The organism is Bradyrhizobium sp. 159 (assembly GCF_023073795.1).
In the GTDB taxonomy this organism is placed as follows: Bacteria; Pseudomonadota; Alphaproteobacteria; order Rhizobiales; family Xanthobacteraceae; genus Bradyrhizobium.
In genome coordinates this window covers 217238-242257 of record NZ_JADPKE010000005.1, presented here as the reverse complement: position 1 = coordinate 242257, position 25020 = coordinate 217238, and the positions used below count along the sequence as shown (strand labels likewise).

25 protein-coding genes and 1 pseudogene are annotated in these 25020 nt (G+C 63.4%); 13 read left to right on the top strand and 13 right to left on the bottom strand.

Translation table 11 applies throughout. The annotated features are described in order from the left end of the window. Positions 1 to 101 precede the first annotated feature (101 nt). Positions 102 to 365 (bottom strand): hypothetical protein, encoded by a 264-nt coding sequence (locus tag IVA96_RS01695; RefSeq protein WP_247277630.1) that lies wholly within the window; start codon positions 363 to 365, stop codon positions 102 to 104. 146 nt (positions 366 to 511) lie between these two features. On the opposite strand from IVA96_RS01695, the pseudogene IVA96_RS01690 reads away from it, so the two are divergent. Beyond that, positions 512 to 1496 (top strand): annotated as a pseudogene (locus IVA96_RS01690) (tripartite tricarboxylate transporter substrate binding protein). Between the two features lie 95 nt (positions 1497 to 1591). Continuing rightward, complete coding sequence (locus tag IVA96_RS01685; RefSeq protein WP_247277628.1) at positions 1592 to 1936, top strand: hypothetical protein; 345 nt, start codon at positions 1592 to 1594, stop codon at positions 1934 to 1936. A gap of 74 nt (positions 1937 to 2010) precedes the next feature. On the opposite strand, the gene IVA96_RS01680 is transcribed toward IVA96_RS01685, so the two are convergent. The 3 genes from IVA96_RS01680 to IVA96_RS01670 all read right to left on the bottom strand — a co-directional run bounded on the left by IVA96_RS01680 (position 2011) and on the right by IVA96_RS01670 (position 4526). Next, positions 2011 to 2481 (bottom strand): YbaK/EbsC family protein, encoded by a 471-nt coding sequence (locus tag IVA96_RS01680; RefSeq protein WP_247277627.1) that lies wholly within the window; start codon positions 2479 to 2481, stop codon positions 2011 to 2013. 52 nt (positions 2482 to 2533) lie between these two features. After that, positions 2534 to 3265, bottom strand: a complete 732-nt coding sequence (locus IVA96_RS01675) for a haloacid dehalogenase type II (RefSeq protein ID WP_247277626.1) — start codon at positions 3263 to 3265, stop codon at positions 2534 to 2536. Positions 3266 to 3641: 376 nt separating this feature from the next. Then, the gene (locus IVA96_RS01670; protein WP_247277625.1) at positions 3642 to 4526 is read right to left on the bottom strand and encodes an amidohydrolase family protein; all 885 of its coding nucleotides are present in this window, start codon (positions 4524 to 4526) and stop codon (positions 3642 to 3644) included. Positions 4527 to 4830: 304 nt separating this feature from the next. Here IVA96_RS01670 and ykgO point away from each other — a divergent pair, with 304 nt between their 5' ends. The 3 genes from ykgO (at position 4831) to IVA96_RS01655 (ending at position 6071) form a co-directional block, all read left to right on the top strand. Next, entirely contained in the window at positions 4831 to 4956 is a 126-nt protein-coding gene (gene ykgO, locus IVA96_RS01665; RefSeq protein ID WP_006611362.1) for a type B 50S ribosomal protein L36, read from the top strand. A gap of 105 nt (positions 4957 to 5061) precedes the next feature. After that, positions 5062 to 5703 carry a tetratricopeptide repeat protein gene (locus tag IVA96_RS01660; protein WP_247277624.1) on the top strand — a complete coding sequence of 214 codons (642 nt, stop codon included), beginning with the start codon at positions 5062 to 5064 and terminating at the stop codon, positions 5701 to 5703. Positions 5704 to 5810: 107 nt separating this feature from the next. Beyond that, positions 5811 to 6071 (top strand): hypothetical protein, encoded by a 261-nt coding sequence (locus IVA96_RS01655; RefSeq protein WP_247277623.1) that lies wholly within the window; start codon positions 5811 to 5813, stop codon positions 6069 to 6071. 7 nt (positions 6072 to 6078) lie between these two features. Here IVA96_RS01655 and IVA96_RS01650 read toward each other — a convergent pair whose 3' ends face one another. Further along, on the bottom strand, positions 6079 to 6261 hold the full coding sequence (locus tag IVA96_RS01650; protein WP_247277622.1) for a hypothetical protein: 183 nt from the start codon (positions 6259 to 6261) through the stop codon (positions 6079 to 6081). Between the two features lie 328 nt (positions 6262 to 6589). Here IVA96_RS01650 and IVA96_RS01645 point away from each other — a divergent pair, with 328 nt between their 5' ends. Continuing rightward, on the top strand, positions 6590 to 7546 hold the full coding sequence (locus IVA96_RS01645; RefSeq protein WP_247277621.1) for an alpha/beta hydrolase: 957 nt from the start codon (positions 6590 to 6592) through the stop codon (positions 7544 to 7546). 18 nt (positions 7547 to 7564) lie between these two features. Here the strand turns inward: IVA96_RS01645 and cycA are convergent, their stop codons facing one another. Next, a complete protein-coding gene (gene cycA / locus IVA96_RS01640; protein ID WP_247277620.1) occupies positions 7565 to 7960 on the bottom strand; it encodes a cytochrome c-550 CycA in 396 nt (131 codons plus the stop codon). A 276-nt stretch (positions 7961 to 8236) separates the two neighbouring features. Here cycA and IVA96_RS01635 point away from each other — a divergent pair, with 276 nt between their 5' ends. Next, positions 8237 to 9730, top strand: coding sequence for an FAD-linked oxidase C-terminal domain-containing protein (locus IVA96_RS01635; RefSeq protein ID WP_247277619.1), 1494 nt, complete (start codon positions 8237 to 8239; stop codon positions 9728 to 9730). A gap of 211 nt (positions 9731 to 9941) precedes the next feature. On the opposite strand, the gene IVA96_RS01630 is transcribed toward IVA96_RS01635, so the two are convergent. From IVA96_RS01630 to IVA96_RS01620, 3 genes are all read right to left on the bottom strand, one after another. Then, a complete protein-coding gene (locus tag IVA96_RS01630; protein WP_247277618.1) occupies positions 9942 to 10280 on the bottom strand; it encodes an antibiotic biosynthesis monooxygenase family protein in 339 nt (112 codons plus the stop codon). A gap of 361 nt (positions 10281 to 10641) precedes the next feature. Next, positions 10642 to 10956 carry a hypothetical protein gene (locus tag IVA96_RS01625; RefSeq protein ID WP_247277617.1) on the bottom strand — a complete coding sequence of 105 codons (315 nt, stop codon included), beginning with the start codon at positions 10954 to 10956 and terminating at the stop codon, positions 10642 to 10644. A gap of 309 nt (positions 10957 to 11265) precedes the next feature. Further along, positions 11266 to 12171 (bottom strand): ferritin-like domain-containing protein, encoded by a 906-nt coding sequence (locus tag IVA96_RS01620; RefSeq protein WP_256464547.1) that lies wholly within the window; start codon positions 12169 to 12171, stop codon positions 11266 to 11268. A 332-nt stretch (positions 12172 to 12503) separates the two neighbouring features. On the opposite strand from IVA96_RS01620, the gene IVA96_RS01615 reads away from it, so the two are divergent. The 4 genes from IVA96_RS01615 to IVA96_RS01600 all read left to right on the top strand — a co-directional run bounded on the left by IVA96_RS01615 (position 12504) and on the right by IVA96_RS01600 (position 16905). After that, on the top strand, positions 12504 to 13742 hold the full coding sequence (locus IVA96_RS01615; protein WP_247277616.1) for an FAD-binding protein: 1239 nt from the start codon (positions 12504 to 12506) through the stop codon (positions 13740 to 13742). After that, positions 13739 to 15061: a glycolate oxidase subunit GlcF gene (glcF, locus tag IVA96_RS01610; RefSeq protein WP_247415098.1), complete on the top strand. Its 1323-nt coding sequence runs from the start codon at positions 13739 to 13741 to the stop codon at positions 15059 to 15061. The genes IVA96_RS01615 and glcF overlap by 4 nt, the downstream gene beginning before the upstream one ends. An 84-nt stretch (positions 15062 to 15145) precedes the next feature. Continuing rightward, complete coding sequence (locus IVA96_RS01605; protein WP_247277614.1) at positions 15146 to 15505, top strand: histone; 360 nt, start codon at positions 15146 to 15148, stop codon at positions 15503 to 15505. A gap of 386 nt (positions 15506 to 15891) precedes the next feature. After that, entirely contained in the window at positions 15892 to 16905 is a 1014-nt protein-coding gene (locus IVA96_RS01600; protein ID WP_247277757.1) for a TorF family putative porin, read from the top strand. A gap of 249 nt (positions 16906 to 17154) precedes the next feature. On the opposite strand, the gene IVA96_RS01595 is transcribed toward IVA96_RS01600, so the two are convergent. Next, positions 17155 to 18909 carry an ABC transporter ATP-binding protein/permease gene (locus IVA96_RS01595; protein WP_247415096.1) on the bottom strand — a complete coding sequence of 585 codons (1755 nt, stop codon included), beginning with the start codon at positions 18907 to 18909 and terminating at the stop codon, positions 17155 to 17157. 313 nt (positions 18910 to 19222) lie between these two features. On the opposite strand from IVA96_RS01595, the gene IVA96_RS01590 reads away from it, so the two are divergent. Next, positions 19223 to 20887, top strand: coding sequence for an L-lactate permease (locus IVA96_RS01590; protein WP_247415094.1), 1665 nt, complete (start codon positions 19223 to 19225; stop codon positions 20885 to 20887). A gap of 142 nt (positions 20888 to 21029) precedes the next feature. After that, positions 21030 to 21428 carry an META domain-containing protein gene (locus IVA96_RS01585; protein ID WP_247277611.1) on the top strand — a complete coding sequence of 133 codons (399 nt, stop codon included), beginning with the start codon at positions 21030 to 21032 and terminating at the stop codon, positions 21426 to 21428. 109 nt (positions 21429 to 21537) lie between these two features. Here IVA96_RS01585 and IVA96_RS01580 read toward each other — a convergent pair whose 3' ends face one another. From IVA96_RS01580 to IVA96_RS01570, 3 genes are all read right to left on the bottom strand, one after another. Further along, positions 21538 to 22749 (bottom strand): hypothetical protein, encoded by a 1212-nt coding sequence (locus IVA96_RS01580; protein WP_247277610.1) that lies wholly within the window; start codon positions 22747 to 22749, stop codon positions 21538 to 21540. 144 nt (positions 22750 to 22893) lie between these two features. Beyond that, a complete protein-coding gene (gene groL / locus IVA96_RS01575; protein WP_247415092.1) occupies positions 22894 to 24525 on the bottom strand; it encodes a chaperonin GroEL in 1632 nt (543 codons plus the stop codon). Between the two features lie 157 nt (positions 24526 to 24682). After that, positions 24683 to 24979, bottom strand: a complete 297-nt coding sequence (locus tag IVA96_RS01570) for a co-chaperone GroES (RefSeq protein WP_247277608.1) — start codon at positions 24977 to 24979, stop codon at positions 24683 to 24685. Positions 24980 to 25020 lie beyond the last annotated feature (41 nt).

The following is a 25020-nucleotide window of genomic DNA, read 5'->3' as shown; positions in this document are numbered from 1 at the left end:
TTGCGCTCAATCGTCCGGTCATAGCTGTTGTCGCGCATCGGATCGTCCTCCGCTGGAGCGATCCAATCAGCGAATTAGTGAACATGCACAGCAATGACGGGTTAAAACGAAGGCAACTTCACGCCGTCGATCGCGACAATCCGCAAGCTCGGCTTCAGTGTCCCTTCCAGCTGGGACTTCAATTCGTGAACACGCGGGTCGCTCGAGCGTCTCGCGCAAACCGCATATTGATGGACAGATTGCGCCAGTGCGCGTCGCGCTTCCGGCGTTCGCGTCATTTCGGGCGTTGAAAGTCGCAACACGATCGCGGCGAGATTCACCAGCATCTCGTCCAAGGCGACGTCGATGGTCGCGAGTTTTCCCATGGCACACTCCTTGGAATGAAAACGGAGGCCTCAGGCATGCGTTCCGGACCCAGTCGAACATGGCTAATGCTTCGTAAACATCTTGTTCTTGCCGATCGCGACGTTAGGCTGGCGAGCGAACAAGAAAATGAGGGGAGGGACCTGCCATGGACCGACGCGACGTCCTGCGCGCCGCTGCTGCACTGCCGTTGTTGCGCGCTGGGTTACCTGACAATGCCTTTGCTCAAACCTATCCAGCCCGCAACATCACCATGATCGTGCCGTTTCCCGCTGGCGGACAGGCCGATCTGGCGGCGCGTCCGGTGCCAGGCGCTGGAGCGGATTCTCGGCAAGCCCGTGATCGTCGACAACCGCGCCGGCGGTGGCGGCGGATCGGTGGGCAATGCCGCGGCCGCGCGCGCCGAGCCCGACGGCTACACGCTGCTGATGACACTGTCCTCGCTCGCGGTGCTCCCCGAAGCCGACCGCCTGTTCGAGCGTCCTGTTGCGTACGAAGTCTCGCAGTTCATGCCGATCGCGCGCGTGCTCGCCGATCCCACGCTGCTCGCGGTGCCAGCCTCGGCACCGTGGAAGACGGCGCAGGATTTCGTCGAGGACGCGAAGAGGCGACCGGGCCAGATCACCTATGGCTCGTCCGGGCCCTACGGCACGCTGCACGTGGCGATGGAGATGTTCGCAAGCAGCGCCGGCATCAAGCTGCTGCATGTGCCGTTCCGCGGCGCAGGTCCCGCACTGACCGCCATCCTCAGTGGTACCGTGCAGGCGATCGCCGCGGCACCCGGCACGCTGAAGCCGCAGGTCGACGGCGGCAAGCTGCGCGTGCTCGGCAATTGCGGCGCGCAGCGCATCGCGAGCTTCCCCGACGTGCCGACCTTTCAGGAACTCGGCTACAGGGATGTCGAGATGTACATCTGGGCCGGCCTGTTCGCGCAGAGCGCGCTGCCGGCCGCGATCGCGACCCGTCTGCGCGAGGCGATGGCGCAGGTGATGACGAGTCCGGACGTGCTCAAATCGTTCGAGGCCTCGGGCAGCCTCGTGGCCTATCAGGATGCCCCGGCCTTCGCGCAATTCGTCGCGGCCGACAGCGCGCGGCTGATCGCGGCGGTGAAGAAGATCGGCAAGGTCGAGTAGGTTCCAGACGCGCTTTCACATTTTGTTGTTGGTCCAGAACCTTCCCCCGCCTCATTGATTGAGGAGGTTTTGACGGATTCGGGAAGGATCGGGACATGCGAACAGAGCGGATTGCGCTGGGTGTGGCGCTCGCGATCAGCGGCATCGTCGCGCAGAGCGCGGCATCTGCGCAAGAATACCGCGGCACGATGGAACAGCAGATGGCCTGCACGCCTGATGTGTGGCGTCTGTGCAGCGATCAGATTCCCGACGTGAACCGCATCGTGGCCTGCTTGCAGCAGAACACGCCGCAACTCTCCAGCGGGTGCCGTGCGGTGTTCCAGTCGAACAATCAGGCCCAGCCGCAGCAGCCGGTCCCGCGCAACCGCGCCGCGCCGCCGCCGCCGCGCTATAATGCGGCTCCGCCCGGGGCTCAGCCCCGACCCTACGATGACGATTAAAGTGCTTTCGCGCGACGTGGATACCCGGTCGCGCGGAGAGGTTCGGTTCTGATTCGATCAGAACCGATAAGGCTCTAGTCGCGCCTGATTTCGCAGACGTCGACCCATTCGGCCGCGACCAACTCGGCCATCCGGTCAGGGGTGATGCGCACGGCACTGTGGGTCGAGCCCGCGGCTGGCACCACGACGTCGAACGCTTTCAGCGAGACGTCGCAATAGATCGGCAGCGGTGCCTTCAGGCCGAACGGGCACACGCCGCCGACCTCGTGGCCGGTGATCTCGGCGACCTCCTCCGGTCCCAGCATTTTCGGCTTGCCCCCGAACTGCGCCTTCACCTTCTTGTTGTCCATGCGCGATGTGCCGGCAGCGACGATCAGGATCACGCGCTCGCCGACGCGCAACGAGAGCGTCTTGGCGATGCGCCCCGGCTCGACGCCATAGGCTTCGGCCGCCAGCGTCACCGTGGCGGAGCTGATCGGGGATTCGATGACGGTAATGTCGGGGGCTTTCTCGGCGAAGAAATCGCGAACGGATTGCAGGCTCATTCCAAACAGCTCATTCCAGCAGTTCACTCGAACTCATGGCAGCTAGCGATCCCTAAGCGATGCTTGGCAGCTCGGAGAGCGCGCGGACACGATGATCCGGCGCGAAGCCGAGCTCGTCCATCTGGGTGCGGATCGCCTTGAACATCGTCAGCGGTGCCATGAGTTCGGTCTCGACGCAAGCCAGCGCCATGGCTTCGGGTGCCACCCGCTCGATCCAGGCAACCTTCAATCCGAATGATTTCGCGCCGGCGGCGTCCCAGGGATTGGAGGAGACGAACAGAACCTCGTTCGGCTTGGTGCCCAGCACCTCGCCGATGAGGCCATAGGCCTCCGGGCTCGGCTTGAAGATATTCTTGGCGTCGACGCTGATGGTGGCATCGAGCAGGCGATCGAGGCCGGTATTCCGCACCAACGCGTTCAGCATGTGCGGGCTGCCATTGGAGAGGACCGCGAGCTTGCGCGGCTTCAGCGCGGTGAGCGCATCGATCGCATCCGGATAGAGCTCAAGATGCAGATATTTCTCGATCACGCGCTCGAACGCCTCGCTGTCATAAGCGAGCCCGAGCACGCGCAACGTATAGGCCAGGGAGTCGCGCGTGACCGCCGAAAAATCCTGGTAGCGCCGCATCAGCGAGCGCAACCAGGTATATTCGAGCTGCTTGATGCGCCAGATCTGCGTGATGATCCCGCCATAGCCTGGAAATGCATCCTCGGTGATCTCAGCGACCGACTGGATATCGTAGAGCGTTCCGTAGGCGTCGAAGACGACGGCTTTGAGGGGCAATTGACCGTCCTCCGGGCTCGATGCAGCCGCAGGACTATAGCGGGCCCCGTGATATCGATCCAAGCAGGAAATTCGGATCGGGCGCTGTTGCGCGGCCAAGAGTGTGCGAGGAATTCGATCGGGTTGCGAGGCGAACGCTGCAATATTTCAACGAAGCGAAGCGCATCTGGCGTGAATGCGTTCCGAAGTCGATCAGGCTGATACCACCGAAGGGGAGTTCCTGCGTGCAGTTGAGAAGCTGCGCGCCGAAGCCACTAGAGAACCGGGAGTTACACCGTGATTTGGCGCGGACGATGTGACCGGAGGCAGCTTCCGTTGGCGCAGTATCCGTTGCGCCCACGAAAATCAGCCAGACTCCACCGATCCATGAGCGCGTCTAGATTCCCAGCAGCTTGCGCGCGTTGGCCTTGAGCACCTTGGGCCGGATCTCGTCGCGGATGTCGATCTTGGCAAAATCCGACAGCCAGCGATCCGGCGTGATCACCGGCCAGTCCGAGCCGAACAGCATCTTGTCCTGGAGAATCGAGTTGATGTAGCGCACCAGGATCGGCGGGAAATATTTCGGCGACCAGCCCGAAAGGTCGATGTAGACGTTCGGCTTGTGGGTTGCGACCGACAGTGCCTCCTCCTGCCAGGGGAAGGAGGGGTGGGCGAGAATGATCTTGAGGTCGGGGAAATCGGCCGCGACATCGTCCATGTACATCGGGTTGGAGTATTTCAGCCGCATGCCCATGCCGCCGGGCATGCCGGAGCCGACGCCGGTCTGGCCGGTGTGGAACAGCGCGATGGCGCCGCCATTGTTGATCTCTTCATAGAGTGGATAGGCCATGCGGTCATTGGCGTAGAAGCCCTGCATGGTCGGGTGGAATTTGAAGCCGCGTACGCCGTATTCCTCGATCAGCTTGCGCGCCTCGCGGACGCCCAGCTTGCCCTTGTGCGGGTCGATGGAGACGAAGGGGATGAGGACGTCGAGGTGGTCGGAGGCGACCTCCAGCATCTCGTAATTGTTGTAACGGCGGAAGCCCGTCTCGCGCTCGGCGTCGACTGGGAAGATCACGGCGGCGATGTTCTTGGCGCGGTAGTACGCCGCGGTCTCCGGCACTGTCGGCGGATGCTTGTTTGGCGACTTGAAATACTCCGCCATCTGCGCCTGGAAATCGTCATAGCCGTCGTCAGCATGGCAGCCGCAGGGCTCCTCGGCATGGGTGTGGATGTCGATGGCGACGACATCGTCGATGTTGGGCAGCTTCAGCTTCGGCATGGTTTTCCTCCCGGCGGGTTGCCGAATTGATTATATGATATAACGAATTTTGCAAGGCAAAGCCGCAGGTTATCGATTGGCAGATCGAGCCGATCCGGCCGTTTCTACTGTGCATGGGGTTGTTTTCACGAATTTGCTGGTTCGGAACGGGGCCGTTAACATTGACATCACCGCCCGCCATGCCTTAAGAACCGCCCCGTCCCGGGCGGTCGGTCTGCCAGCGGGAAAAATCTCATTTTGCCACATTCGCGCGTGCCGAAACGGTAGTGCCGAACACGGCCTTTCGAACGTTCAGGATTCTGCCATGAAGGTCCGTAACTCGCTGAAATCGCTGCGCGGTCGCCATCGCGCCAACCGCCTGGTCCGCCGCAAGGGCCGGGTCTATGTGATCAACAAGGTGCAGCGCCGCTTCAAGGCGCGCCAGGGCTGATCTCGCCCTGCCGGACGCCGCGCGCGTCCCGCAAGACCCGGTCTCACACGAGTTTGACGCCGCCTTTGCTTTGCAAGGGCGGCTTTACGCGTTTAGACTTTCACCATGGCAGTGAGATTCCCTTTCGCGCTTACGCTGTGTCTGGCCCTTGTCCTGGGAACCGCCGGCTTCGCCCCGGCGCGAGCACAGCAGATTGAGCCGCCGCCCCCGCCCGGCAAGCAGAAGAAGCTGCCGGAAGCGCCGGCCAAGCTGCCCAAGGTCGACCGCACCAAGAATCTCGATTTCCTGTTCGGCGCGCTGAAGGCGGCGCCCGATGAGGCCAGCGCCAAGCATGTCGAGGCGCGGATCTGGGCGATCTGGCTCCAGACCCCGAGCGACACCGCGGCACTGTTGATGTCGCGCGCCAAGACCGCGGTCGACGCGCAGAAGATCGAGGTCGCGATCAAGCTGCTGGATTCGGTCATCAAGCTCAGGCCCGACTACATCGAGGCGTGGAACCGGCGCGCCACGCTCTATTACATGCAGAACGATTACGGCCGCTCGCTCGCCGACATCCAGCAAGTGCTGATCCGCGAACCGCGCCATTTCGGTGCGCTCGCCGGGCTCGGCATGATTATGCAGGAGGTTGGTGACGAGAAGCGCGCGCTGGACGCCTACCGCAAGGCACTCGCCGTCAATCCGCACCTCGAGAAGATTCCCGACCAGGTCAAGGCCCTGACCGAGAAGGTCGAAGGCCGCGACATCTAGCTTCTAGCGATCGCGGCCGGCGCGGATTAACCACGATCGCAGGCGTCGCATCGTGAGGGCTATTGCCGGGGCCGCCGCGGGCCTACCTGCAGGGCAGGAGCAAAGCCATGAAGCGTTTGATCTTTGCGGGTAGCTTGCTGCTCGCGTCGGGCACGGCGAGCCTCGCCGACGGATTGTTCTGGGTGGTCGGCAACCGCGCCACCGGCAAATGCAACATCGTGACCAGCAATCCCGTGATCATCGGCGATATCTGGTTCGGTGACGGCCCCTACAAATCCAAGGCCGACGCCAAGGTTGCGCGTTCAACGATCCGCGCCTGTCCCGCGCTCACGCCGGACGAGGAAAAGGACGAGGACGGGTCGAACTAGCCTGCACTCAATGCAGGACGCTGCCGCCGCGCTCGGAGAGGCCGCGATCGGCGGCTGCAGCGTAAGCCTTTGCAAGCTCCGCTTCGAGATGCTCGTTGATCAGGAGCAGCGCCCGCACGGCACCGCGCAGGTCGCCGTTACAGCTCGCGACGATCTCATCGATCGCAGTGTCATTCGATCTGAAGCTCATCGAAAATCCTCCGGTTCAACCAGGAAACATCCTGCCGGTCTTTCCCGCATCCCCGAGGTTGCGAGGAGGATCGGCGCCCACCCGCGCCTAGATGGCCGAACCGACCATGGCGATTATATGGATTCCGCGATGACGACTGCATGAAGCTGGGCCGAGGCGTCCGTGTCGCCAAGGAATATTGTTGATTCCATTGAGTTTTTACGCTCCCCAATTGTGGACATATCCACAGCCCACCATTTCCGGTGGAAGCCTTGATGCCGGCTGAGCGAAACTGCCGTGTGCCAAGACTCGTAACTGCCCTGTGCCCACGATCGCCCGGATTCTCTCGATGATCGTGATGTCAATCGTGACGGCGCTGGTTCTGCTGGCGCTGGTCACGCAGGCTGGAATCGTCGTCGTGCAGCGCGCCTTTCCGGCGCAGGGCCGGATGATCGAGGTCGACGGCGCTGTGCTTCACGTCCTCGATCTCGGCCCGCGCGACGCTGGCCTGCCGATCGTGATGCTGCACGGCGCGAGCTCCAATCTCGAAGCGATGCGACGGCCGCTCGGCGATCTCCTCGCCAGGGATCATCGCGTCATTCTGATCGATCGCCCCGGCCACGGCTGGAGCACGCGCCTGCGGCGGCAGGATTCGACGCCGCAGATCCAGGCGCGGATGATCGATGAAGCGCTTCATAGGCTCGGGATCGATCGCGCGGTGTTCGTGGTGCATTCCTGGAGCGGCGCCCTCGGCGCGCGGATCGCGCTCGATCACCCCCACCGCGTTGCCGGCCTCGTGATGCTCGCGCCCGTCACTCATCCCTGGCGCGGCGGCGTCGGCCGCTACAACGAGATCATCGCAACGCCCGTGGTCGGTCCGCTGCTCGCCTACACGATCACGCTGCCGCTCGGCTACGTCCTCACCGAATCCGGTGCGCGCAACGTCTTCCTGCCCCAAGTCATGCCGGACGGCTTCGTCAAGGATTCCGCGACGCCGCTGCTGCTGCGTCCGCGCGAGTTCATCGCCAATGCCTTTGACCTGGTGACGCTGAAGGAAGCAGTGGCCGGGCAAGTCGCGCGTTACGGCGAGATATCGGCGCCGGTCACGATCATCGCCGGCGAGCCCGACAAGACCGTCTCGACCGGCATCCACGCGCGCCCGCTCGCTGCCACCGTGCCGAATGCGAAGTTGATCGTGCTGCCCGATCTCGGCCACATGGTGCAGAACGCCGTGCCGGATCTCGTGAAGGCGGAGATCGAGGCGATGATCGGCAAGATCGTGCCGGCGCAGGCGGCCGCCGATTAGCGGCCGCCTTTTCCGCGTTTACTGCTTGATCTTCCCGTCCTTGTCGAATTGGGAAATGAAGGCCCAGAGATTGTTGATCTCGGTCTCGTTCTTGATGCCGGCGAAGGCCATCTTGGTGCCGGGGATCTTGGCCTTGGGATCCTTGATGTATTCCTTGAACGTCGCCTCGTCCCAGGTGATGCCGGAATTCTTGTTCGCATCCGTGTAGTTATAATCGGGAGCGGTGCCCGACTTGCGGCCGTTGAGGCCGTTGAGCTCGGGGCCGACCTTGTTCTTGGCGCCTTCGCCGATCGCGTGGCAGGCCAGGCATTTGTTGAACGACGTCTTGCCGGCCGCGACATCCTGCGCCATCGCGGCGGGTGCGGTGGCAATCACGGTGAGGGTCGTCAGTGCGCCAAAGGTCAGTTTTGTCATCGGGTGCTCTTCGTCTCTTCCCTGGTGGGTCTAGTCAGTCTCTTGCCTGAGCGGCAATGGTCGGACGTGCCGGTTTTGGCAGGCCTGCCCGGCTTGGACAAGCCGCCAGACCATGACAGGTTTCACGATTTCCTACTTGTCCCAGAGCGAAGTCGCGGAAAGATCGTTGTCCGACTTTCGGATGGCCTACCCAAACATCCGCGGACGTGGTTGATTTGCCGCAACAAATTGATCAGGCGGCCTGGGCCGGAAAGGAAATGCCATGAAGGATTTGATATGGCTATCATGATGCCTGCGAGCGACCAGGCCGTGCTCGCGCGCCGCGCGGACATCGTTGCCGCGCTGCGCGCAATCGTGCCTGGCGAGGGTGTGATCGACAGCGCCGCCGAGATGCGAGCCTATGAATCCGACGGATTGACGGCCTATCGGCAGCCGCCGATGGTCGTGGTGCTGCCCGACACCACCGAGCAGGTCTCGCTGGTCCTGAAGTATTGTGCAGGGCAGGGCATCAAGGTCGTGCCGCGGGGGTCCGGTACCTCGCTATCCGGCGGCGCCCTGCCGCTCGAGGATGGCGTGCTGCTCGGGCTCGGCAAGTTCAAGCGCATCCGCGAGATCGATTTCGAGAACCGCGTCGTCGTGACCGAGCCCGGCGTCACCAATCTCGCCATCAGTCAGGCGGTCGCGCATGCCGGATTCTATTACGCGCCCGACCCGTCCTCGCAGATCGCCTGCTCGATCGGCGGCAACGTCGCGGAAAATTCCGGCGGCGTGCATTGCCTGAAATACGGCATGACCACCAACAACGTGCTCGGTTGCGAGATCGTGCTGATGAGCGGCGAGATCCTGCGCATCGGCGGCAAGTCGGCGGAGAACCCCGGCTACGACTTGATGGGAGTCATCACCGGTTCCGAGGGCCTGCTCGGGGTCATCACCGAGATCACCGTGCGCATCCTGCAAAAGCCGGAGACCGCGCGCGCGCTGATGGTCGGCTTCGCAGAAGTCGAAGCCGCCGGCGAATGCGTGGCACGCATCATCGGCGCCGGCATCATCCCTGGGGGCATGGAGATGATGGACAAGCCCGCGATCCACGCGGCCGAAGCCTTCGTCCACGCCGGCTATCCGCTCGACGTCGAGGCGCTGCTCATCATCGAACTCGACGGTCCCAAGATCGAGGTCGACGAGCTGATCACGCGCGTCGAGGCGATCGCGAATGGCTGCGGCTCCACCACCTGCCAGATCTCCAATTCCGAGGCCGAGCGCAATCTGTTCTGGGCGGGCCGGAAAGCCGCGTTCCCCGCGGTCGGGCGCATCTCGCCCGATTATCTCTGCATGGACGGCACCATCCCGCGCGGTGCGCTGCCGAAGGCGCTGGCGCGCATCCGCGAACTCTCGGAAAAATACCAGCTCGGCTGCGCCAATGTGTTCCATGCCGGCGATGGCAATCTGCATCCGCTGATCCTCTACGACGCCAATAAGCCTGGCGAGATCGAGCGTGCGGAGGCGTTCGGTGCGGACATCCTGCGCGCCTGCGTCGAATTCGGCGGCGTGCTCACCGGCGAGCACGGCGTCGGCATCGAGAAGCGCGATCTGATGCCCGACATGTTCAGCGAGATCGACCTCAACCAGCAGCAGCGCCTCAAATGCGCCTTCGACGCCCAGGGCCTGCTCAATCCCGGAAAGATGTTTCCGACCCTGCATCGCTGCGCCGAGCTCGGTCGCATGCATGTCCACGCAGGCAAGCTGGCGTTTCCGGATATCCCGCGGTTCTAGGCTCGCAATGTCGGATATTCCTCATCCTGGGCTGTCTATGTCGACGCTATCGGGAGAAGTCCTCGCCGCAATTCACACCCGAAGATCGGTCACGTTTCAGCTCGATCGCGCGAGTGGCGGCGATTGGCAGGGGACGCATGACGGGGCGTGACGCGGCGCCGAACGGCGCAGCGAGGCTACACCATTCGGCTTTCCTGATGCTGCCGCGGGTCTACATCAGCGCATATTGCGTGCGTTCGCGCCTGGTCAGCAGAGGTAGGGCTTGACCGGCGATATGGGTCTTAAAATGTGCGCTGTCCTGATGCGCCTTGAATGCGGCCTCGTCGCGGAATAGCTCGTAGAACAGGAACTGGGCCGGATTGTCCTTGGCGCGGCTGATCAGGAATAGTTTTACGCCGGGTTCGCTTTGAGCCTGTGGCAGGAAGCTGCGCAGGATCTCGGCAACCCGATCGGCTTCTTCAGCCTTCGCTTCCCATTGCGCCACAACCAGCAAACCGCCGCCGCCGACGGCCTGATGGATGGCCTGTTGGTTCATTGCCTGTTCGTCCATGATGGAGCTCCGTTTTGACGAAGACCATGCGACCAGTAGCCAAGTCTCGGGTGAAGATGGTTCGATCATGATCGAAGTGCGGATGTCGCAGGAGCTGAGGCCCGAGGTACACTCCACATCCTCATGGGAGACCGCGAAGCTGTCGTCTCGCCTATGAAGGCCCGGCGGTTGCAGCGCGGATCTCGTCCTTCGAGACGCTTGCTGCGCAAGCTGCTCAGGACGAGGGAAGGTGCCACGCTCCGGGGTGGCCGCCCACGTTCGCAACCCTCGTCGTCGCCTTGGGATCGCTCACACAAAGAGCCGCCGGGTTGAGACCGCGGCGGCTCCTGTCATTGGCCTATTGGCAATTGCGAGATGGCCGTCAGTAGCTACGTTTCGTGTTCGCGCCCGTGGTTTGGCCAGGAGCGTAGCCAGAAGCGCCGGGATGACCTTTCTTAGAACCCATGGCCTGCTTCTTATGTCCCGGAGCGTAGCCGGATGCTCCCGGATGGCCTGCCTTGGAGCCCTTGGTTTGCATCTCGTGGCCCGGCGTCTTGCTTGATACGCCTTGGGCAAAGACAGCCGGCGCAGTGCCGATGAGGGCGATGGCAGAAAGTGCAATTATCATCCTCTTCATCTTCATTCCTCCTCTCAACGAATAACTTTGATCAACGAGTTGGAAACTGCGCAGTTCCATGAACGCCTGTTCATCAATCTATTATCGCAGGTCAGCAAACGCCCGATGTGCGCCTCGCGCCGATTCGCCGAAAGCAGTGCCGATGATCGCGACGGTTGATGCAGAACGCGGAGTCGAGCTGTGGGCGCCGAGAGATTGCGTCGCTACGGTTCTTGCTTGCTCGACGTACCGACGATGATCTCGTCCGGGTGGGGCGAGCCACCCAAACAAGATTACGACAGCATCAAGAGCGACCTACCCAATGATCGTGCGCAGGCGCGTTTCGGCCGCCGGCACGACGGCCGATCCGGCTCCCATTCGGCCGAGAACTCAGGTGGATTTGAGCACGCCGTTCATTCCGTTCGGATAGAACCCGCCTTTGCTGACACCCTGCTTCTCGGTCAGATAGACGATATGCAGCACCTCCTGCGGCGTGCGGCGGAAGGCAATGGCATCGGGCGTTGACGGAACGACATTGGCTTTGCCGTTCATCCGGATGCCCTGGTCCTTGTCCTGACCACCGTCGACCTGGTCCCGGGCGTCGGAGATGGCGTTGGCCGCATTCCAGGCCTTTTCACCCATCAAATAGAGCTGCGAGCGCGCCATGCCCATGTGGTACGCCTCGACGGCCAGAATGCCCGCCGCAGCCTCGACGAACTCCTTGCTCTTGAGCAACGGCGCTGCCCCGGCATATGCCGTCACGCCGACATCCTCAAACAGCATGCCGCCCAGCAAGACACTCATGTCATCGGCAAACGGATCGAAGTCGGCGGGCAGACCAGCGGCCTGGGCGGCTGCCTTGAAGCCCGCATCGAAATCGATGGCCGGGCGCGATACCGCCATCCTGCCCAGCGTCTTGCGATAGAAGCGCACGTGGGCAAGCTCGTTTTCAGCCAGCTCCTCGACAAACTCGCGGATTTCCTTCCTGTCGAACTTGGCTTCGTGTCCGCCAGCGACCCTCGCGGCGTCGGGTCCAGCGTCAGAATCGTCGATCCCCTTGCCGGTCGTGGCACGCAGATAAAACTCAGCCTCCATGTATTCCAGGTTCAGCGCGAACTGAAAGATGTCCTCATCCTTCACTTCGGCGGCATGTATTCCCACCCCAGTGGTTTCCTGGTGCTTCTGTTGTGCTTTGTGCTGCGCATGGGCTGTGGGGATCAACAGCCCACTCAGGCCAAGGACCGACAAACCGGCAACGGATTGCCGTCGGGAGATACGAACTCGCTCCACGTTCATGGCAAGCCTCCTCTTCGTGGTGATTGTGACGCGCCTGACAAGAGCCGTAGATCGCCCCGCCCATTTCGCTCGCTTCGCGCCGGCGCGCCGAATGCATGTCAAATGCGAGTGCTTGCGTCCGTTCCTATTGGAGTCCTCACTCAGAGAGCAGGCAACCCTAATCGTCCGCAATCGCCCCTGACGACAGTCGTATGGCGTGCGCTGACGTCTGCCCAGCAGGGGGAGCGCGTGGCCGCCGCTCTTTCGCGTTGCACCAGAGATTGCCGGGCTGGGCGATGCTCAAGGCTTGCCAGATTTGATTTCCGGCGCGAATTTCGTTACGGCCTCTTCCCGTGGATACGCTGAAGGTCAGAGACGCCAAAGACGTCGAAGAAGTGGTGCGCGCGGCGATCGCCAACGAGCAGCCGCTCGAGATCATCGGTCATGGCTCCAAGCGCGGCATCGGCCACGCGATGGCGACCAATGCCGTGCTCGACGTCTCGGCGCTCAATGCCGTCACCTCCTACGAGCCCAACGAGCTGATCGTCACGCTCCAGGCCGGTGCGCCGCTGGCCGACGTGCTGTCGCTGATCGATGCCAAGAACCAGCAATTCGCCTTCGAGCCGATGGACACGGCGCCGTTGCTCGGCACGCCGGCGCTCGGAACCATCGGCGGCATGATCGCCGCCGGGCTCGCTGGTCCGCGGCGGATCAGGGCGGGCGGGGCGCGCGATCACCTGCTCGGGGCGCACGCCGTCTCCGGTTTCGGCGACAGCTTCAAGACCGGCGGCAAGGTGGTGAAGAACGTCACAGGCTACGACCTCTGCAAGCTTCTCGCCGGATCCTGGGGCACGCTGTCGGTGATGACGGAGGTCACGCTCAAAGTGATGCCCAAGCCCGAGGCCGAGCGGACGTTGGTGCTGCACGGGCTCGACGACCCCGGGGCCAACAAGGCCATGACGGCGGCACTCGGCTCGCCCTTCGACGTTTCCGGTGCCGCGCATCTGCCGAAATCGGCCTTTCGGGCCAAGTCGGAAGGACTTGGCGACATCGGGGGCCAGGACGAGGCGCTGACCGTGCTGCGGCTCGAGGGCATCACGGCCTCTGCCGCGCACCGCGCAGGCTCCTTGCGCGAATTGCTGGCGCCGTTCGGAACTGCGACGCTGATCGAGGACGTGGCGTCCGCGGCGCTGTGGGCCACGATCCGCGACGTCCTGCCGTTCGCGGCAAGCGGTGCGCTTGGCGCCTGGCCGGTCTGGCGGATCGTCTGTCCGCCGGCATCAGGGGCAGCGCTCGGCACCCAATTGGCCCGTGAGACCGGCGGCGACGTGATCTACGATTGGGGCGGCGGGCTGATCTGGGCGGCGTTGCCGCCGAAGCCGGACGCGCATGCCCCGGCCGTGCGCCAGCGCACCAACGCGTTCGGAGGACATGCCACGCTGATCCGGGCGACCGAGGGCGTCAGGCGTGATGTCGATGTCTTCCATCCGCAAGCGCCTGGCATTGCCGCGCTGAGCGAGCGGGTGCGCGCCAGCTTCGATCCGAAGACCATTCTCAACCGGGGGCGGTTGACGCGGAGCGCTGCGACATGAAGACCGAATTCTCACTGGCGCAGCTCGCCGACCCCGACATCGCGGAGGCCGACAAGATCCTTCGCGCCTGCGTCCATTGCGGCTTCTGCACAGCAACCTGCCCGACCTATGTGCTGCTCGGCGACGAGCTCGATAGCCCGCGCGGCCGCATCTATCTGATCAAGGAGATGCTGGAAAAGGACCAGGCGCCGACCGCCGAGGTGGTCAAGCATGTCGACCGCTGCCTGTCGTGCCTCGCCTGCATGACGACCTGCCCCTCAGGGGTGAACTACATGCATCTCGTCGACCAGGCCCGGGTCCGGATCGAGCAGCGCTATCAGCGGCCGCTGACTGAGCGGTTGTTGCGCCAGGTGCTGGCCTTCGTCCTGCCGGACCCGCGGCGCTTTCGCGCGAGCATGGTGCTGGCGCGGCTGGCCCGCCCGCTTGCCGTCTTCCTGCCGACGCCTCGGCCCTCGGCCACGCCCGGGTTGATCCAGCGCATCAAGGCGATGCTGGCGCTGGCGCCGAACCGGCTGCCATCGCCGGGGCCCCGCGCCGGCAGCGTGTTCGCCGCGCTCGGCAAGAAGCGCGGCCGGGTCGCTCTGCTGCAAGGCTGCGCCCAGCAGGTGCTGGCGCCGCGCATCAACCAGGCTGCCATCAGCCTTCTCACCCGCCACGGCATCGAGGTTGTCCTGGTCCGGGACGAGCAGTGCTGTGGCGCGCTGACCCGTCATCTCGGTGACGACCATGACGCCTTGACGCGAGCCCGCGCCAATGTGGCGGCGTGGCGGAAGGAAGCGGCCGGCGAGGGGCTCGACGCCATCCTGGTGACGGCCTCCGGCTGCGGCACCGTGATCAAGGATTACGGCTATCTGCTGCGCGAGGACGCTGCGTTCGCCGCCGACGCGGCCAAGGTCTCCGCGATCGCCAAGGACATCACCGAATACGTCGCCGGCCTCGAACTCGCGACCACAGCGCCGCACGATGAAATCGTCGTCGCCTATCACTCTGCGTGTTCGTTGCAGCATGGGCAGAAAATCACGGGCCTTCCGAAAGAATTGCTTTCCAAGAATGGATTCGTGGTGAAAGATGTGCCGGAGAGCCATTTGTGTTGCGGTTCGGCGGGGACCTACAACATTCTCCAGCCCGAGCTTGCGGGCCGGTTGCGCGATCGCAAGGTCGCCAACATCGCGAGCGTCAAGCCGGACATGATTGCCGCGGGCAATATCGGTTGCATGGTGCAGATTGCCAGTGGCACGTCAGTTCCGGTCGTACACACGATTGAGCTTCTCGATTGGGCTACGGGCGGGTCGCGGCCGGCATTGAACGCGCAAGTTTGAGCTTTCAAAGGCTGAGCTTTCGTCCGGAAGTGACGGCTGAAAACGCCCGATCGACCATTGTTCGGCGGCAACAGGAGGACCACGATGGCGAAAGCGAAGAAGAAAAAAAGCAAGAAGGCCAAAAAGGCCAAGAAGGTCGTAGCGGCGAAGAAGAAGACCGCCAAGAAGGCAGCCAAGTCCGCGACGAAGTCTGCCAAGAAGGCTACGAAGAAATCTGCCAAGAAGGCAGCCCCGAAGAAGGCCGCCAAGAAGGCGGCGACTAGGTCGGCCAAGAAGGCCGCACCCAAGAAGGCCGCGAAGAAAGCGGCACCGAAGAAGGCGAAGGCAGCTCCTGCGCCGAAGCCATCAACGCCGGCAGCTCCGGCTGCCGAGCCTGTCGCTGAGACAAGCTGGGCGATGCCTTCGTCTTCTGCGGAAGCTGCGCCGGCCGAGGGGCAAGGCTAGGTCCAGCGACCACCATCGACGACAAGGAAGGCCGCGGCGGTGACGCTGCGGCCTTTTTGCATCGCCGCAAGCACCTTTAGAGGCCGCCCTTTCCTGCGCCTGTCTGATTCGTATCCGGGGCGCCACGCTGCCTGGCTTTCCCGTACTTGCACGGTCCCTCTCGTGCACCTTGCAACGCAAAGAATGTGTTCGAGAAGACACACAGGCTGACAACGTTTCGTGGAATCGTCAAAACGCCTAAAAAGTCGGCAAATGCCCGCGCTTTTTGCTTCACGGCTCGCACCCCTCAATCCAAATTGCCGCAGTTACGAGATTGCAATCAAGTCGAGCGCCCCGGGGGTTACCGGGATCCGACTGGGGCTCAAGAACTGGCGATGGGGATCGAAATGAAAAAAGTGGCTTTGTTGGCAACGGCGCTGGCAATGGTGACGGGTTCGGCTTTCGCGGCAGACATGCCGGTCAAGGCATTGAAAGCCCCGCCGCCGCCTGCCTTCGATCCCTGGGACATCGCTTTTGGTGGCGCGATCATGAGCGACTACATCTTCCGCGGTATCAGCCAGTCGAACCACAAACCGTCGGTCGCCGCCTATTTCGAGCCGCGCTACAACGTTACCAAGGACCTCCAGCTCTACATCGGCGTCGCCGGTGAGAGCATTTCCTTCCCGAACCGCGCCGCGGCCGAGATCGACGTCTACGGCGGCATCCGCCCGACCTTCGGTGCATTCGCTTTCGACATCGGTGTTTGGGGTTATCTCTATCCGGGTGGCACCTGCTTTTACGGCGCGCCGACTGACACCGCCGGCAACCCGCTTAGCGCGCAGTGCGCCGCCAACGCTCTGCTCAACGGCAACGTCATGAAGAAGGACGTGAGCTTCTTCGAAGTCTACGGCAAGGTGAATTACACCATCAACGACAACTGGACCGTTGGCCTGAACGAGTACTATACGCCGAGCTTCCTGAACTCCGGTGCGTGGGGCGACTACGTGTCGATCACCGCCAAGTACACGGCGCCGAGCACCTTTTTCGGCTCCAGTGGCGTCGGCATGTACGTCTCGGGTGAGTTCGGCCGCCAATTCCTGGGCACCTCCGACTCGTTCTATGGCACCGGCTTCGCTGCGCCGGGATTCGCTGGTCCGTTCCCGAACGGCATCAAGTACGCCGACTACAACACCTGGAATATCGGCATCGGATTCACGTACAAGGTATTCACGCTCGACCTGCGTTACTCCGACACCGACCTTTCGAAGGCGAACTGCAACGCCTTCACCAGCGACTACACGGCAGGCTTCAACGGCAGCTTCAGCAACATCAATCCGACTGGCGTCGGCTCCAATTGGTGCGGCGCCGCCGGCATCGCCAAGCTGTCCTTCGACCTGACAGCGATGACCAACCTGAAGTAAGTTTCTTCCCGAAACGACTTGATGAGGGCGGCGGAGCAATCCGCCGCCTTTTTGCTTTGGGGTCGGGTCTCTTCGCAAACGCCATGCCCGGGCTTGTTCCGGGCATCCACGTTCTTTGGCACTGTCGCGCAATGAGCGCGTGGATGGCCGGGACAAGCCCGGCCATGGCGACGCAGAAACGCGGCGCGTTGTCGCGAGGAAGACTTGGCATCCGTTCTAAGGAGAACGCAGTGCGGATTGCCCTGCGCCTCAACGCGCCGCGCTCGGCTCCGCTGCAGCCCGTTCGCCGCCGAGGACGTGAATCGCACCGTCCTTCACCAGCGCCACCTTGCGGGTGTGGAAAGCGTCGAGCGTCGAGCGGTGGCCGATCGAGACGATGGTGGTCTGCGGCAGCTTCTCAGCGAGCAGCCGGTAGAGCCGGGCCTCGGAGGGTTCGTCCAGCGAGGCGGTGGCCTCGTCCAGGAACAGATAGTCCGGCACATGCAACAGCGCGCGGGCGAGCCCGAGGCGCTGCTGCTCGCCCAGCGAGAGCATCCGATTCCAGTGACCGTTCTCGTCGAGCCGCTTTGCCAGCCGCGGCATGCCGACCGCGTTCAGCGCCTCTGCGATCTTCTCGGGTGCGATCGCGCCACGCCCTGCGGGGTAAATTACGGCGTCGCCGAGCGGGCCGATCGGAAAATACGGCCGCTGCGGCAGCATCATTAGCTTGGCCTTTTCGGGAATCGCGATGGTTCCGGTGCCGAACGGCCAGATTCCGGCGATGGCCCGGAACAGCGTGGATTTCCCGGAGCCCGACGGCCCGGTCACCAGCACCCGCTCCGCCGGCTGGATCGCGAAGGTATCGGCCGCAACAAGCGGCTCGCCGTTCGGCAGCTTTACCAGCAACTGATCGAGACCGATTGCCTTGCCGCTCGATGGTGCAACGCCGATGGTCGGCTCGCGCGTCGCCGTATGGGCCGCCGACCTGACCGACATCTCGAAACCGTCGAGACGGGCAATCACCGAGCGCCATTCCGCGAGCGAGCGATAGGCTGTGACGAAAAACGAGAGCGCATCTTGCACGCTGCTGAACGCCGAGCCAGTTTGCATCATGTCGCCGAGCTGAATTCTCTTGGCGAAGTAAGCCGGAGCAACGACCACATAGGGAAAGATCACTGCAGCCTGGCTGTAGCTTGCCGTGAAGGCGGTCAGGCGCTTGGTCCGGCTCATGATCGCGTACCAGTTGCCGATGACGAAACCAAAGCGCTGCAGCAGATTCCCTCGCTCCGCGCTCTCACCTTTCAAAAGCGCGATCTGCTCGGAATTTTCGCGTACGCGGATCAGGTTGAAGCGGAAGTCGGCCTCAAAGCGCTGCTGCTCGAAATTGAGGTTGATCAGCGGAGCACCGATCCAGTGCGTCAGCGCCGTACCCAGGATCGCGTAGACCAGCGCACACCAGACCAGAAAACCCGGGACGATGATGTCTGTGCCGTAAATGTGCAGCGGCGCCTTGTCCGACAGACCCCAGAGGATGACGACGAACGAGGCCAGCGTCACGATCGACGACAGCAGGCCCAGCCCGAGGGTCAACGTCTGCTCGACGAAATTCTTGACGTCCTCGGTGATGCGCTGATCCGGGTTGTCGGCGGGGTCGCCCTTGAGCTGGATGCGGTAATGCGTCGAGCCGCTCAGCCATTCGCCGAGATAATGTTGCGTCAGCCATCGTCGCCAGCGAATCTGGAGCCACTGGTTCAGGTAGAGCTTGTAGACCGCCAGCGCGACGAAGGTGAAAGCAAGGCCGAGAAAGATCCAAATCTCTCTGACGAACCGGTCCAGTTCATATCCCTGGACCGCACTGAAGAATCGGTTCTGCCACTGACTGACGAGAACATTGATCGCCACCAGCGCCAGCTCCATGGCAATGACGGCGGCGAGCAGGCCGCGGCCGGCCCATTTGTCCTCCGATCGGAAATAGGGGCCGGCGATTCGCCAGACGATCGCGAGCGTGGCGCGGATGTTGTTCACAGAGCTGGGTCTCCTAGAGGGGATGTGCATAACGGCCCGGAGCCAAATGGCTGAGGCAATGACGGAAATGGGCGCGCTTAGACTAAAGTCGCAAGTTCTGCAATTTGCGTTGGCTTGTCGCAGCTTGCAACCCTAGCATGGGGCTCGACGGCGCGGGGCGGGGTGACCAGGGTTTCGCGAGCTTGTGAGCGGACGGGAACCGCCGCATTCGCGAGGAATTCGCGTCAAGCTCAGGGGTTATCGCTTCCAACGTCAAGCAGGATCGGCTCTCCACGCGAGTCGCCTGCCGCAACATGCGTGGGGGAGGAAGACCATGTGGAATCAAATCTATGATCCGCTGCACAGCCCGGTGCTGTCGACGATCGCGGCAGCTGTGCCCGTCGTCACGCTGCTGGTCCTGATCGCGAGCGGGCGCGTCCAGGCCCACATCGCCGCAATCATCGCCGTGATCGTGACCAACCTGATCACGATTTTCGTCTTCACCATGCCCGCGAACATGTCGATCCGCGCCTCGGTGCTGGGCATCGTCACCGGGTTCTTCCCCATCGGCTGGATCGTCCTCAACGTCATCTTCCTCTACCAGGTGACCGTGACCACCGGGCGCTTCGAGCTCTTGAACCGCGCGGTCGGCGGCGTCACCGAAGATCGGCGGCTGCAATTGTTGCTGATCGCGTTCTCGTTCGGCGCATTCTTCGAGGGCGCCTCGGGCTTCGGCACGCCGGTCGCGATCACGGGTGCGGTGCTGATCGGCCTCGGCTTCTCGCCGCTGGCGGCTTCCGGCCTGTCGCTGATCGCCAACACCGCACCGGTCGCCTATGGCGCGCTGGGCACGCCGATCCAGGGCCTTGCCTCCGTCACCGGGCTCGATCCCTACATCCTCGGCGCCATGGTCGGCCGGCAATTGCCGTTCTTCTCCCTGATCGTGCCGTTCTGGGTGGTGTGGGCGTTCGCGGGCTGGAAGGGCATGAAGGACGTCTGGCCGGCGATCCTCGTCACGGGGGTGTCGTTCGCGATCCCGCAATTCGTCATCTCCAACTACATCAATCCCTGGATCGTCGACATCGGTGCGTCGCTGATCTCGATGGGCGCGCTGATCCTGTTCCTGAAGGTGTGGCAGCCGAAGCAGCTCTGGCTGTCGCCGGCGCTCCGCGGCCGCGACGAATCGGCTTCCACGATGGCGGCGGCAAAGCCGCTCGACAAGACGCCACTCACGCAGGGCGAGCTGTTTAACGCGTTGCTGCCGTGGATCATCGTCTGCATCGTGATGCTGGTCTGGGGCAGCGGCGCCTTCAAGGGCTGGGCGAACTCGATCTTCACCTGGAACTATCCCGTGCCCGAGCTGCACCAGATGATCAACAAGATGCCGCCGGTCGCCCCAGGGCCGACCAAGGAAAGCGCGGTGTTCGCCTTCACCTACCTGTCCTTCACCGGCACCGGCATGCTGATCGCGGCGATCATCTCCGGCTTCCTGATGGGCGTCGGTCCCGGCCGGCTCCTGACCGAATACGGCCGCACCATCCGGCTGTGCGCGATTTCGCTGATCACGATCTCAGCGATGCTCGCGATCGGAACGCTGACCCGGCTATCCGGTGTCGACGCGACGCTCGGTCTCGCCTTCGCGGCAACCGGCGTGCTCTATCCCTTCTTCGGCACGCTGCTCGGCTGGCTGGGCGTCGCACTGACGGGATCGGACACCGCCTCCAACGTGCTGTTCGGAAACCTGCAGAAGATCACCTCCGAGCAGCTCGGCCTGTCGCCGGTCCTGATGGCCGCGGCGAACTCCTCCGGCGGCGTGATGGGCAAGATGATCGACGCGCAGTCGATCGTAGTCGCCTCCACAGCGACCAACTGGTACGGCCACGAGGGCACCATCCTGCGCTTCGTGTTCTGGCACTCGATCGTGCTCGCCTGCCTCGTCGGCGTGCTCGTGACGTTGCAGGCCTATGTCTGGCCATTCACGGCGCTGGTGCTGAAGTAGCGGTCGGCGCCAGGCTGCGATGCAAATCCCCGCGAGGTTCGCCTCGCGGGGATTTTTGCATCTACATCCGCCTGCGCGAACCTTCTCAAGGGCGCCGCCGTCTTATAGAAGGTGCGCCAAGTCAGGTTGGTCGAGAGGTCTCATGGTTTCGCTCAGGCGATTGACGTTTGCGGCAGTGGCAATGTTCGCGATGTCCACGCTTGCGCGTGCCGAAGAGGGGTTCCCGTTCGGCACCGAGATGACGCTGGAGGCGCTGCCGCAGCCCGGCTCGAAGCGGATACCGAACATCGAGATCGGCGACAATGGTGAGGTCGTGCTGGAGCTCTGGTGCAAGAGCGGCAAGGGCCAGTTCTCGGTCGCCGGCAACACCGTGATCTTCGTCCCCGGCCAGATCCAGGACCGGTCCTGTCCGCCTGCGAAGGCGCAGGCCGACGACGAGCTCGTGGCCGCGCTCGGCAGCGTCGAGACTTGGAAGCGCCAGGGCGAGGTGCTCACGCTGGTCGGTCCCAAGCCGCTGCGCTTTCGCGTCAACGGGAATTGAGCGTTGGGCGCGAAACGCGAACCCGGAATCTGGAGATTGTGGCGCGAGATTCAGGGGCGCGATTGCGCACCATGGGTCGACGCTGGCGCGTCGCCCCGGAATGACTTCGTCACTTCCACACCGACTTGTCGGCGTCCCAGCGCTGACCTTTCAGCTCCCTGGCAAGCGCCTCGATCGAGCCGTTGTCGTCGGGCAGCTCGCCTTCTTCGTCGGGGCTCGCGTCGTCGGACAGATTGAGCCTGGCGCCGCTGCTTTCATCGGCCGTGGTCGTCGCGGGGCTTCCGATCCAGAGCATCAGCTTGTCGGTCGTGCCGGGCTTGTCGGGCGAGACGAGCCCTGCGACCTCGATCGTGTCGGTGAGCTCGAGCGCCGGGTGATCCTGGTTCGGCCGCTTGAACACCAGCTTGAGCTTGCCGGTGGCGGGGTTGAAGCTCTGTGAGACCGGCTTTGCCGCGAGCGTCCTGCTCAGCACGCCCGCAACCGCGGTCGCGAGCTTGTCGCGGTTGATCTTGTCGCCGTCGCGCCAGTCGGCGGCGGGGAAGCGGATGGTGCGGTCCATCTCGGTCATGCCCGCGGTCCACCCGGCGGCGGTGACGCCGGGCATCGCCTTGAACTTTGCTAGCAGTGCGCCCGCGCGCTCCGGATCGACGGACATGTTGATGGTCTGCTCACCGGCGCGCAGGGCGTCGCAGCTGACATTGAGGCTGGCCAGCGTCACCTCGACCTCCTGGCCCTTCAGGCTCTTCAGGAAGTCGGTCGCGGCATCGAGCTTGACCTTGACCGCGATCGCCTCCGGTGAGACGTCGGTGAAATCCTTCGGCTGCGGCGTGATGCCGTCGTCGGAGGTCTGGTTGTCCAGAAATTCCTTCTCGCTGAGATCGGAATTGTCGGACGAGGTGACCTCGGTCACGGCCTGGCCGATCGTGATCTGGCCGCGGAATTCGAACATGTCCCCGGCCTGCTTGCGCAGCAGCTTGACACTGACGGGCGCCTTCGCGCCGAGGCTCTGCGTCGTGCCCGTCAGGTTCTGGCCTGCAACCTGAAGATTGACGACGAAGCGGTCCTTGCGGTCGGAATTCTTCGCGATCGGATAGCAGACGTCGAGTACGGCCGCCGTGACCGTCTTGCCCTGACGCGTCTCCTTCAGGATCGCGTCGGCATTACCGTCCATCAGCCCGTCGATCGACGTGAAATAGCGCGTCTCGGCGCCGCCGGCCGTCGTGGCCTTCGGTGATAGCTTCATCTGGGCGGAAGCGACCTCGGGCGCAAAGGCGAGCAAGGCTGCCAAAAGGGCGGTCAAACAAACCAGGAGCGCGCGCATCGATGAAATCCTCGAGCCATCAGAATCGGCGCCACCGTAGTGGGTTTTGGCCGCCGGTTGAATCGGAAAGCGGAGGGGCAGGGTCGGCAAAAAAGAAGGCCGCCCGGAGGCGGCCTTCGGAACACGCTAACGGACGATCGGGCGTTAGAAGCCGCCCATGCCGCCGCCGGCTGGCATGGCGGGCGGCGCTTCCTTCTTCGGCGTCTCGGCGACCATGGCCTCGGTGGTCACGAGCAGGCCGGCCACGGAGGAGGCGTCCTGGAGCGCGGTGCGGACCACCTTGGCGGGATCGATGATGCCCTTCTCAACCATGTCGACATAGGCCTCGGTCTGGGCGTCGAAGCCGAAGGTCTCGGACTTGTTCTCCAGGATCCTGCCGACGACGATCGAGCCTTCCACGCCCGCGTTCTCGGAGATCTGGCGGATCGGGGCTTCGAGCGCCTTCAGCACAATGTTGATGCCGGCCTGGACGTCCGCATTGGCGTTGGAGAGGCGGCCGACCGCCTTCTTGGCGCGCAGCAGCGCAACGCCACCGCCGGGCACGATGCCTTCCTGCACCGCGGCGCGGGTCGCGTTGAGCGCGTCCTCGACGCGGTCCTTCTTCTCCTTGACCTCGATCTCGGTCGCGCCGCCGACGCGGATCACCGCGACGCCGCCGGCGAGCTTGGCGAGGCGCTCCTGGAGCTTCTCACGGTCGTAGTCCGAGGTGGTCTCCTCGATCTGCGCCTTGATCTGGCCGACGCGGGCCTCGATGTCGGGCTTCTTGCCGGCGCCGTTGACGATCGTGGTGTTCTCTTTGTCGATCACCACCTTCTTAGCGCGACCGAGCATCTTCACCGTGACGTTCTCGAGCTTGATGCCGAGCTCCTCGGAGATCAGCTGGCCGCCGGTGAGGATCGCGATGTCCTCGAGCATGGCCTTGCGGCGGTCACCGAAGCCCGGCGCCTTGACGGCTGCGACCTTGAGGCCGCCGCGCAGGCGGTTCACGACCAGGGTGGCCAATGCCTCGCCCTCGACGTCCTCGGCGACGATGACGAGCGGCTTGCCGGACTGCACCACGGCTTCGAGCACCGGCAGCATGGCCTGCAGGCCCGAGAGCTTCTTCTCGTGCAGGAGGATGTAGGCGTCCTCGAGCTCGGCGGTCATCTTCTCGGCATTGGTGACGAAGTAGGGGCTGAGATAGCCGCGGTCGAACTTCATGCCCTCGACGATGTCGACTTCGGTGTCGAGCGACTTGTTCTCCTCGACGGTGATGACGCCCTCGTTGCCGACCTTCTGCATCGCCTGGGCGATCATCTTGCCGATGGCGGCGTCGCCGTTGGCCGAGATGGTGCCGACCTGGGCAACCTCGGAGGAGGCGGCGACCGGCTTGGCGCGCTTCTCGATGTCCTTGACTACCGCGGCAACCGCGATGTCGATGCCGCGCTTGAGGTCCATCGGGTTCATGCCGGCGGCAACTGCCTTGGCGCCTTCGCGCACGATGGCCTGGGCCAGCACCGTTGCGGTGGTGGTGCCGTCACCGGCGAGGTCGTTGGTCTTGGAGGCGACCTCACGCACCATCTGGGCGCCCATGTTCTCGAACTTGTCCTCGAGCTCGATCTCTTTGGCGACGGTGACGCCATCCTTGGTGATGCGGGGTGCGCCAAAACTCTTCTCGATGACGACGTTGCGGCCCTTCGGGCCGAGCGTCACCTTGACGGCGTTAGCGAGAATGTCGACGCCGCGCAGCATGCGATCGCGCGCGTCTCCGGAAAATTTGACGTCTTTGGCAGCCATATCTGCAATCCCTCGTGTTTGGTGTTGTGTTGCCGCGCTTCCCTTCGTCTTTGCCAGGCTCGATCCGGCAATCCATCTTCGTGCGAAGAATGAGGATGCCCGGGTCAGGCCCGGGCATGACAGTAGGGATATTCAGCGGCCGTTCAGGCGGATGGTCTTAGGCCAGCACGCCCATGATGTCCGACTCCTTCATGATCAGGAGCTCTTCGTTGTCGATCTTGACCTCGGTGCCGGACCACTTGCCGAACAGCACACGGTCGCCGACCCTGAGGTCGATCGGGATCAGCTTGCCGGTCTCGTCGCGGCCGCCGGGTCCGACGGCGACGATTTCGCCCTGGGAGGGCTTTTCCTTGGCAGTGTCGGGAATGATGATGCCGCCCTTGGTCTTTTCCTCGGCGTCGATACGTTTGACCACGACACGGTCATGCAGCGGACGAAATTTGGATTTAGCCATGACGTTTCCCTTTGGAGGCTCGCTTCGGAAGTAGTGGAAGT

Bases quoted from the DNA above. Each gene is read 5' to 3' on its own strand.
- IVA96_RS01685 (WP_247277628.1), top strand. From the start codon at position 1,592: ATGCGAACAGAGCGGATTGCGCTGGGTGTGGCGCTCGCGATCAGCGGC.
- IVA96_RS01620 (WP_256464547.1), bottom strand. From the start codon at position 12,171: ATGAACGTGGAGCGAGTTCGTATCTCCCGACGGCAATCCGTTGCCGGT.
- IVA96_RS01570 (WP_247277608.1), bottom strand. From the start codon at position 24,979: ATGGCTAAATCCAAATTTCGTCCGCTGCATGACCGTGTCGTGGTCAAA.
- IVA96_RS01585 (WP_247277611.1), top strand. From the start codon at position 21,030: ATGGTTTCGCTCAGGCGATTGACGTTTGCGGCAGTGGCAATGTTCGCG.
- ykgO (WP_006611362.1), top strand. From the start codon at position 4,831: ATGAAGGTCCGTAACTCGCTGAAATCGCTGCGCGGTCGCCATCGCGCC.
- IVA96_RS01670 (WP_247277625.1), bottom strand. From the start codon at position 4,526: ATGCCGAAGCTGAAGCTGCCCAACATCGACGATGTCGTCGCCATCGAC.
- IVA96_RS01580 (WP_247277610.1), bottom strand. From the start codon at position 22,749: ATGCGCGCGCTCCTGGTTTGTTTGACCGCCCTTTTGGCAGCCTTGCTC.
- cycA (WP_247277620.1), bottom strand. From the start codon at position 7,960: ATGACAAAACTGACCTTTGGCGCACTGACGACCCTCACCGTGATTGCC.
- IVA96_RS01605 (WP_247277614.1), top strand. From the start codon at position 15,146: ATGGCGAAAGCGAAGAAGAAAAAAAGCAAGAAGGCCAAAAAGGCCAAG.
- IVA96_RS01645 (WP_247277621.1), top strand. From the start codon at position 6,590: ATGATCGTGATGTCAATCGTGACGGCGCTGGTTCTGCTGGCGCTGGTC.
- IVA96_RS01695 (WP_247277630.1), bottom strand. From the start codon at position 365: ATGGGAAAACTCGCGACCATCGACGTCGCCTTGGACGAGATGCTGGTG.
- IVA96_RS01680 (WP_247277627.1), bottom strand. From the start codon at position 2,481: ATGAGCCTGCAATCCGTTCGCGATTTCTTCGCCGAGAAAGCCCCCGAC.
- IVA96_RS01630 (WP_247277618.1), bottom strand. From the start codon at position 10,280: ATGGACGAACAGGCAATGAACCAACAGGCCATCCATCAGGCCGTCGGC.
- glcF (WP_247415098.1), top strand. From the start codon at position 13,739: ATGAAGACCGAATTCTCACTGGCGCAGCTCGCCGACCCCGACATCGCG.
- groL (WP_247415092.1), bottom strand. From the start codon at position 24,525: ATGGCTGCCAAAGACGTCAAATTTTCCGGAGACGCGCGCGATCGCATG.
- IVA96_RS01590 (WP_247415094.1), top strand. From the start codon at position 19,223: ATGTGGAATCAAATCTATGATCCGCTGCACAGCCCGGTGCTGTCGACG.
- IVA96_RS01655 (WP_247277623.1), top strand. From the start codon at position 5,811: ATGAAGCGTTTGATCTTTGCGGGTAGCTTGCTGCTCGCGTCGGGCACG.
- IVA96_RS01600 (WP_247277757.1), top strand. From the start codon at position 15,892: ATGAAAAAAGTGGCTTTGTTGGCAACGGCGCTGGCAATGGTGACGGGT.
- IVA96_RS01660 (WP_247277624.1), top strand. From the start codon at position 5,062: ATGGCAGTGAGATTCCCTTTCGCGCTTACGCTGTGTCTGGCCCTTGTC.
- IVA96_RS01635 (WP_247277619.1), top strand. From the start codon at position 8,237: ATGGCTATCATGATGCCTGCGAGCGACCAGGCCGTGCTCGCGCGCCGC.
- IVA96_RS01625 (WP_247277617.1), bottom strand. From the start codon at position 10,956: ATGGAACTGCGCAGTTTCCAACTCGTTGATCAAAGTTATTCGTTGAGA.
- IVA96_RS01650 (WP_247277622.1), bottom strand. From the start codon at position 6,261: ATGAGCTTCAGATCGAATGACACTGCGATCGATGAGATCGTCGCGAGC.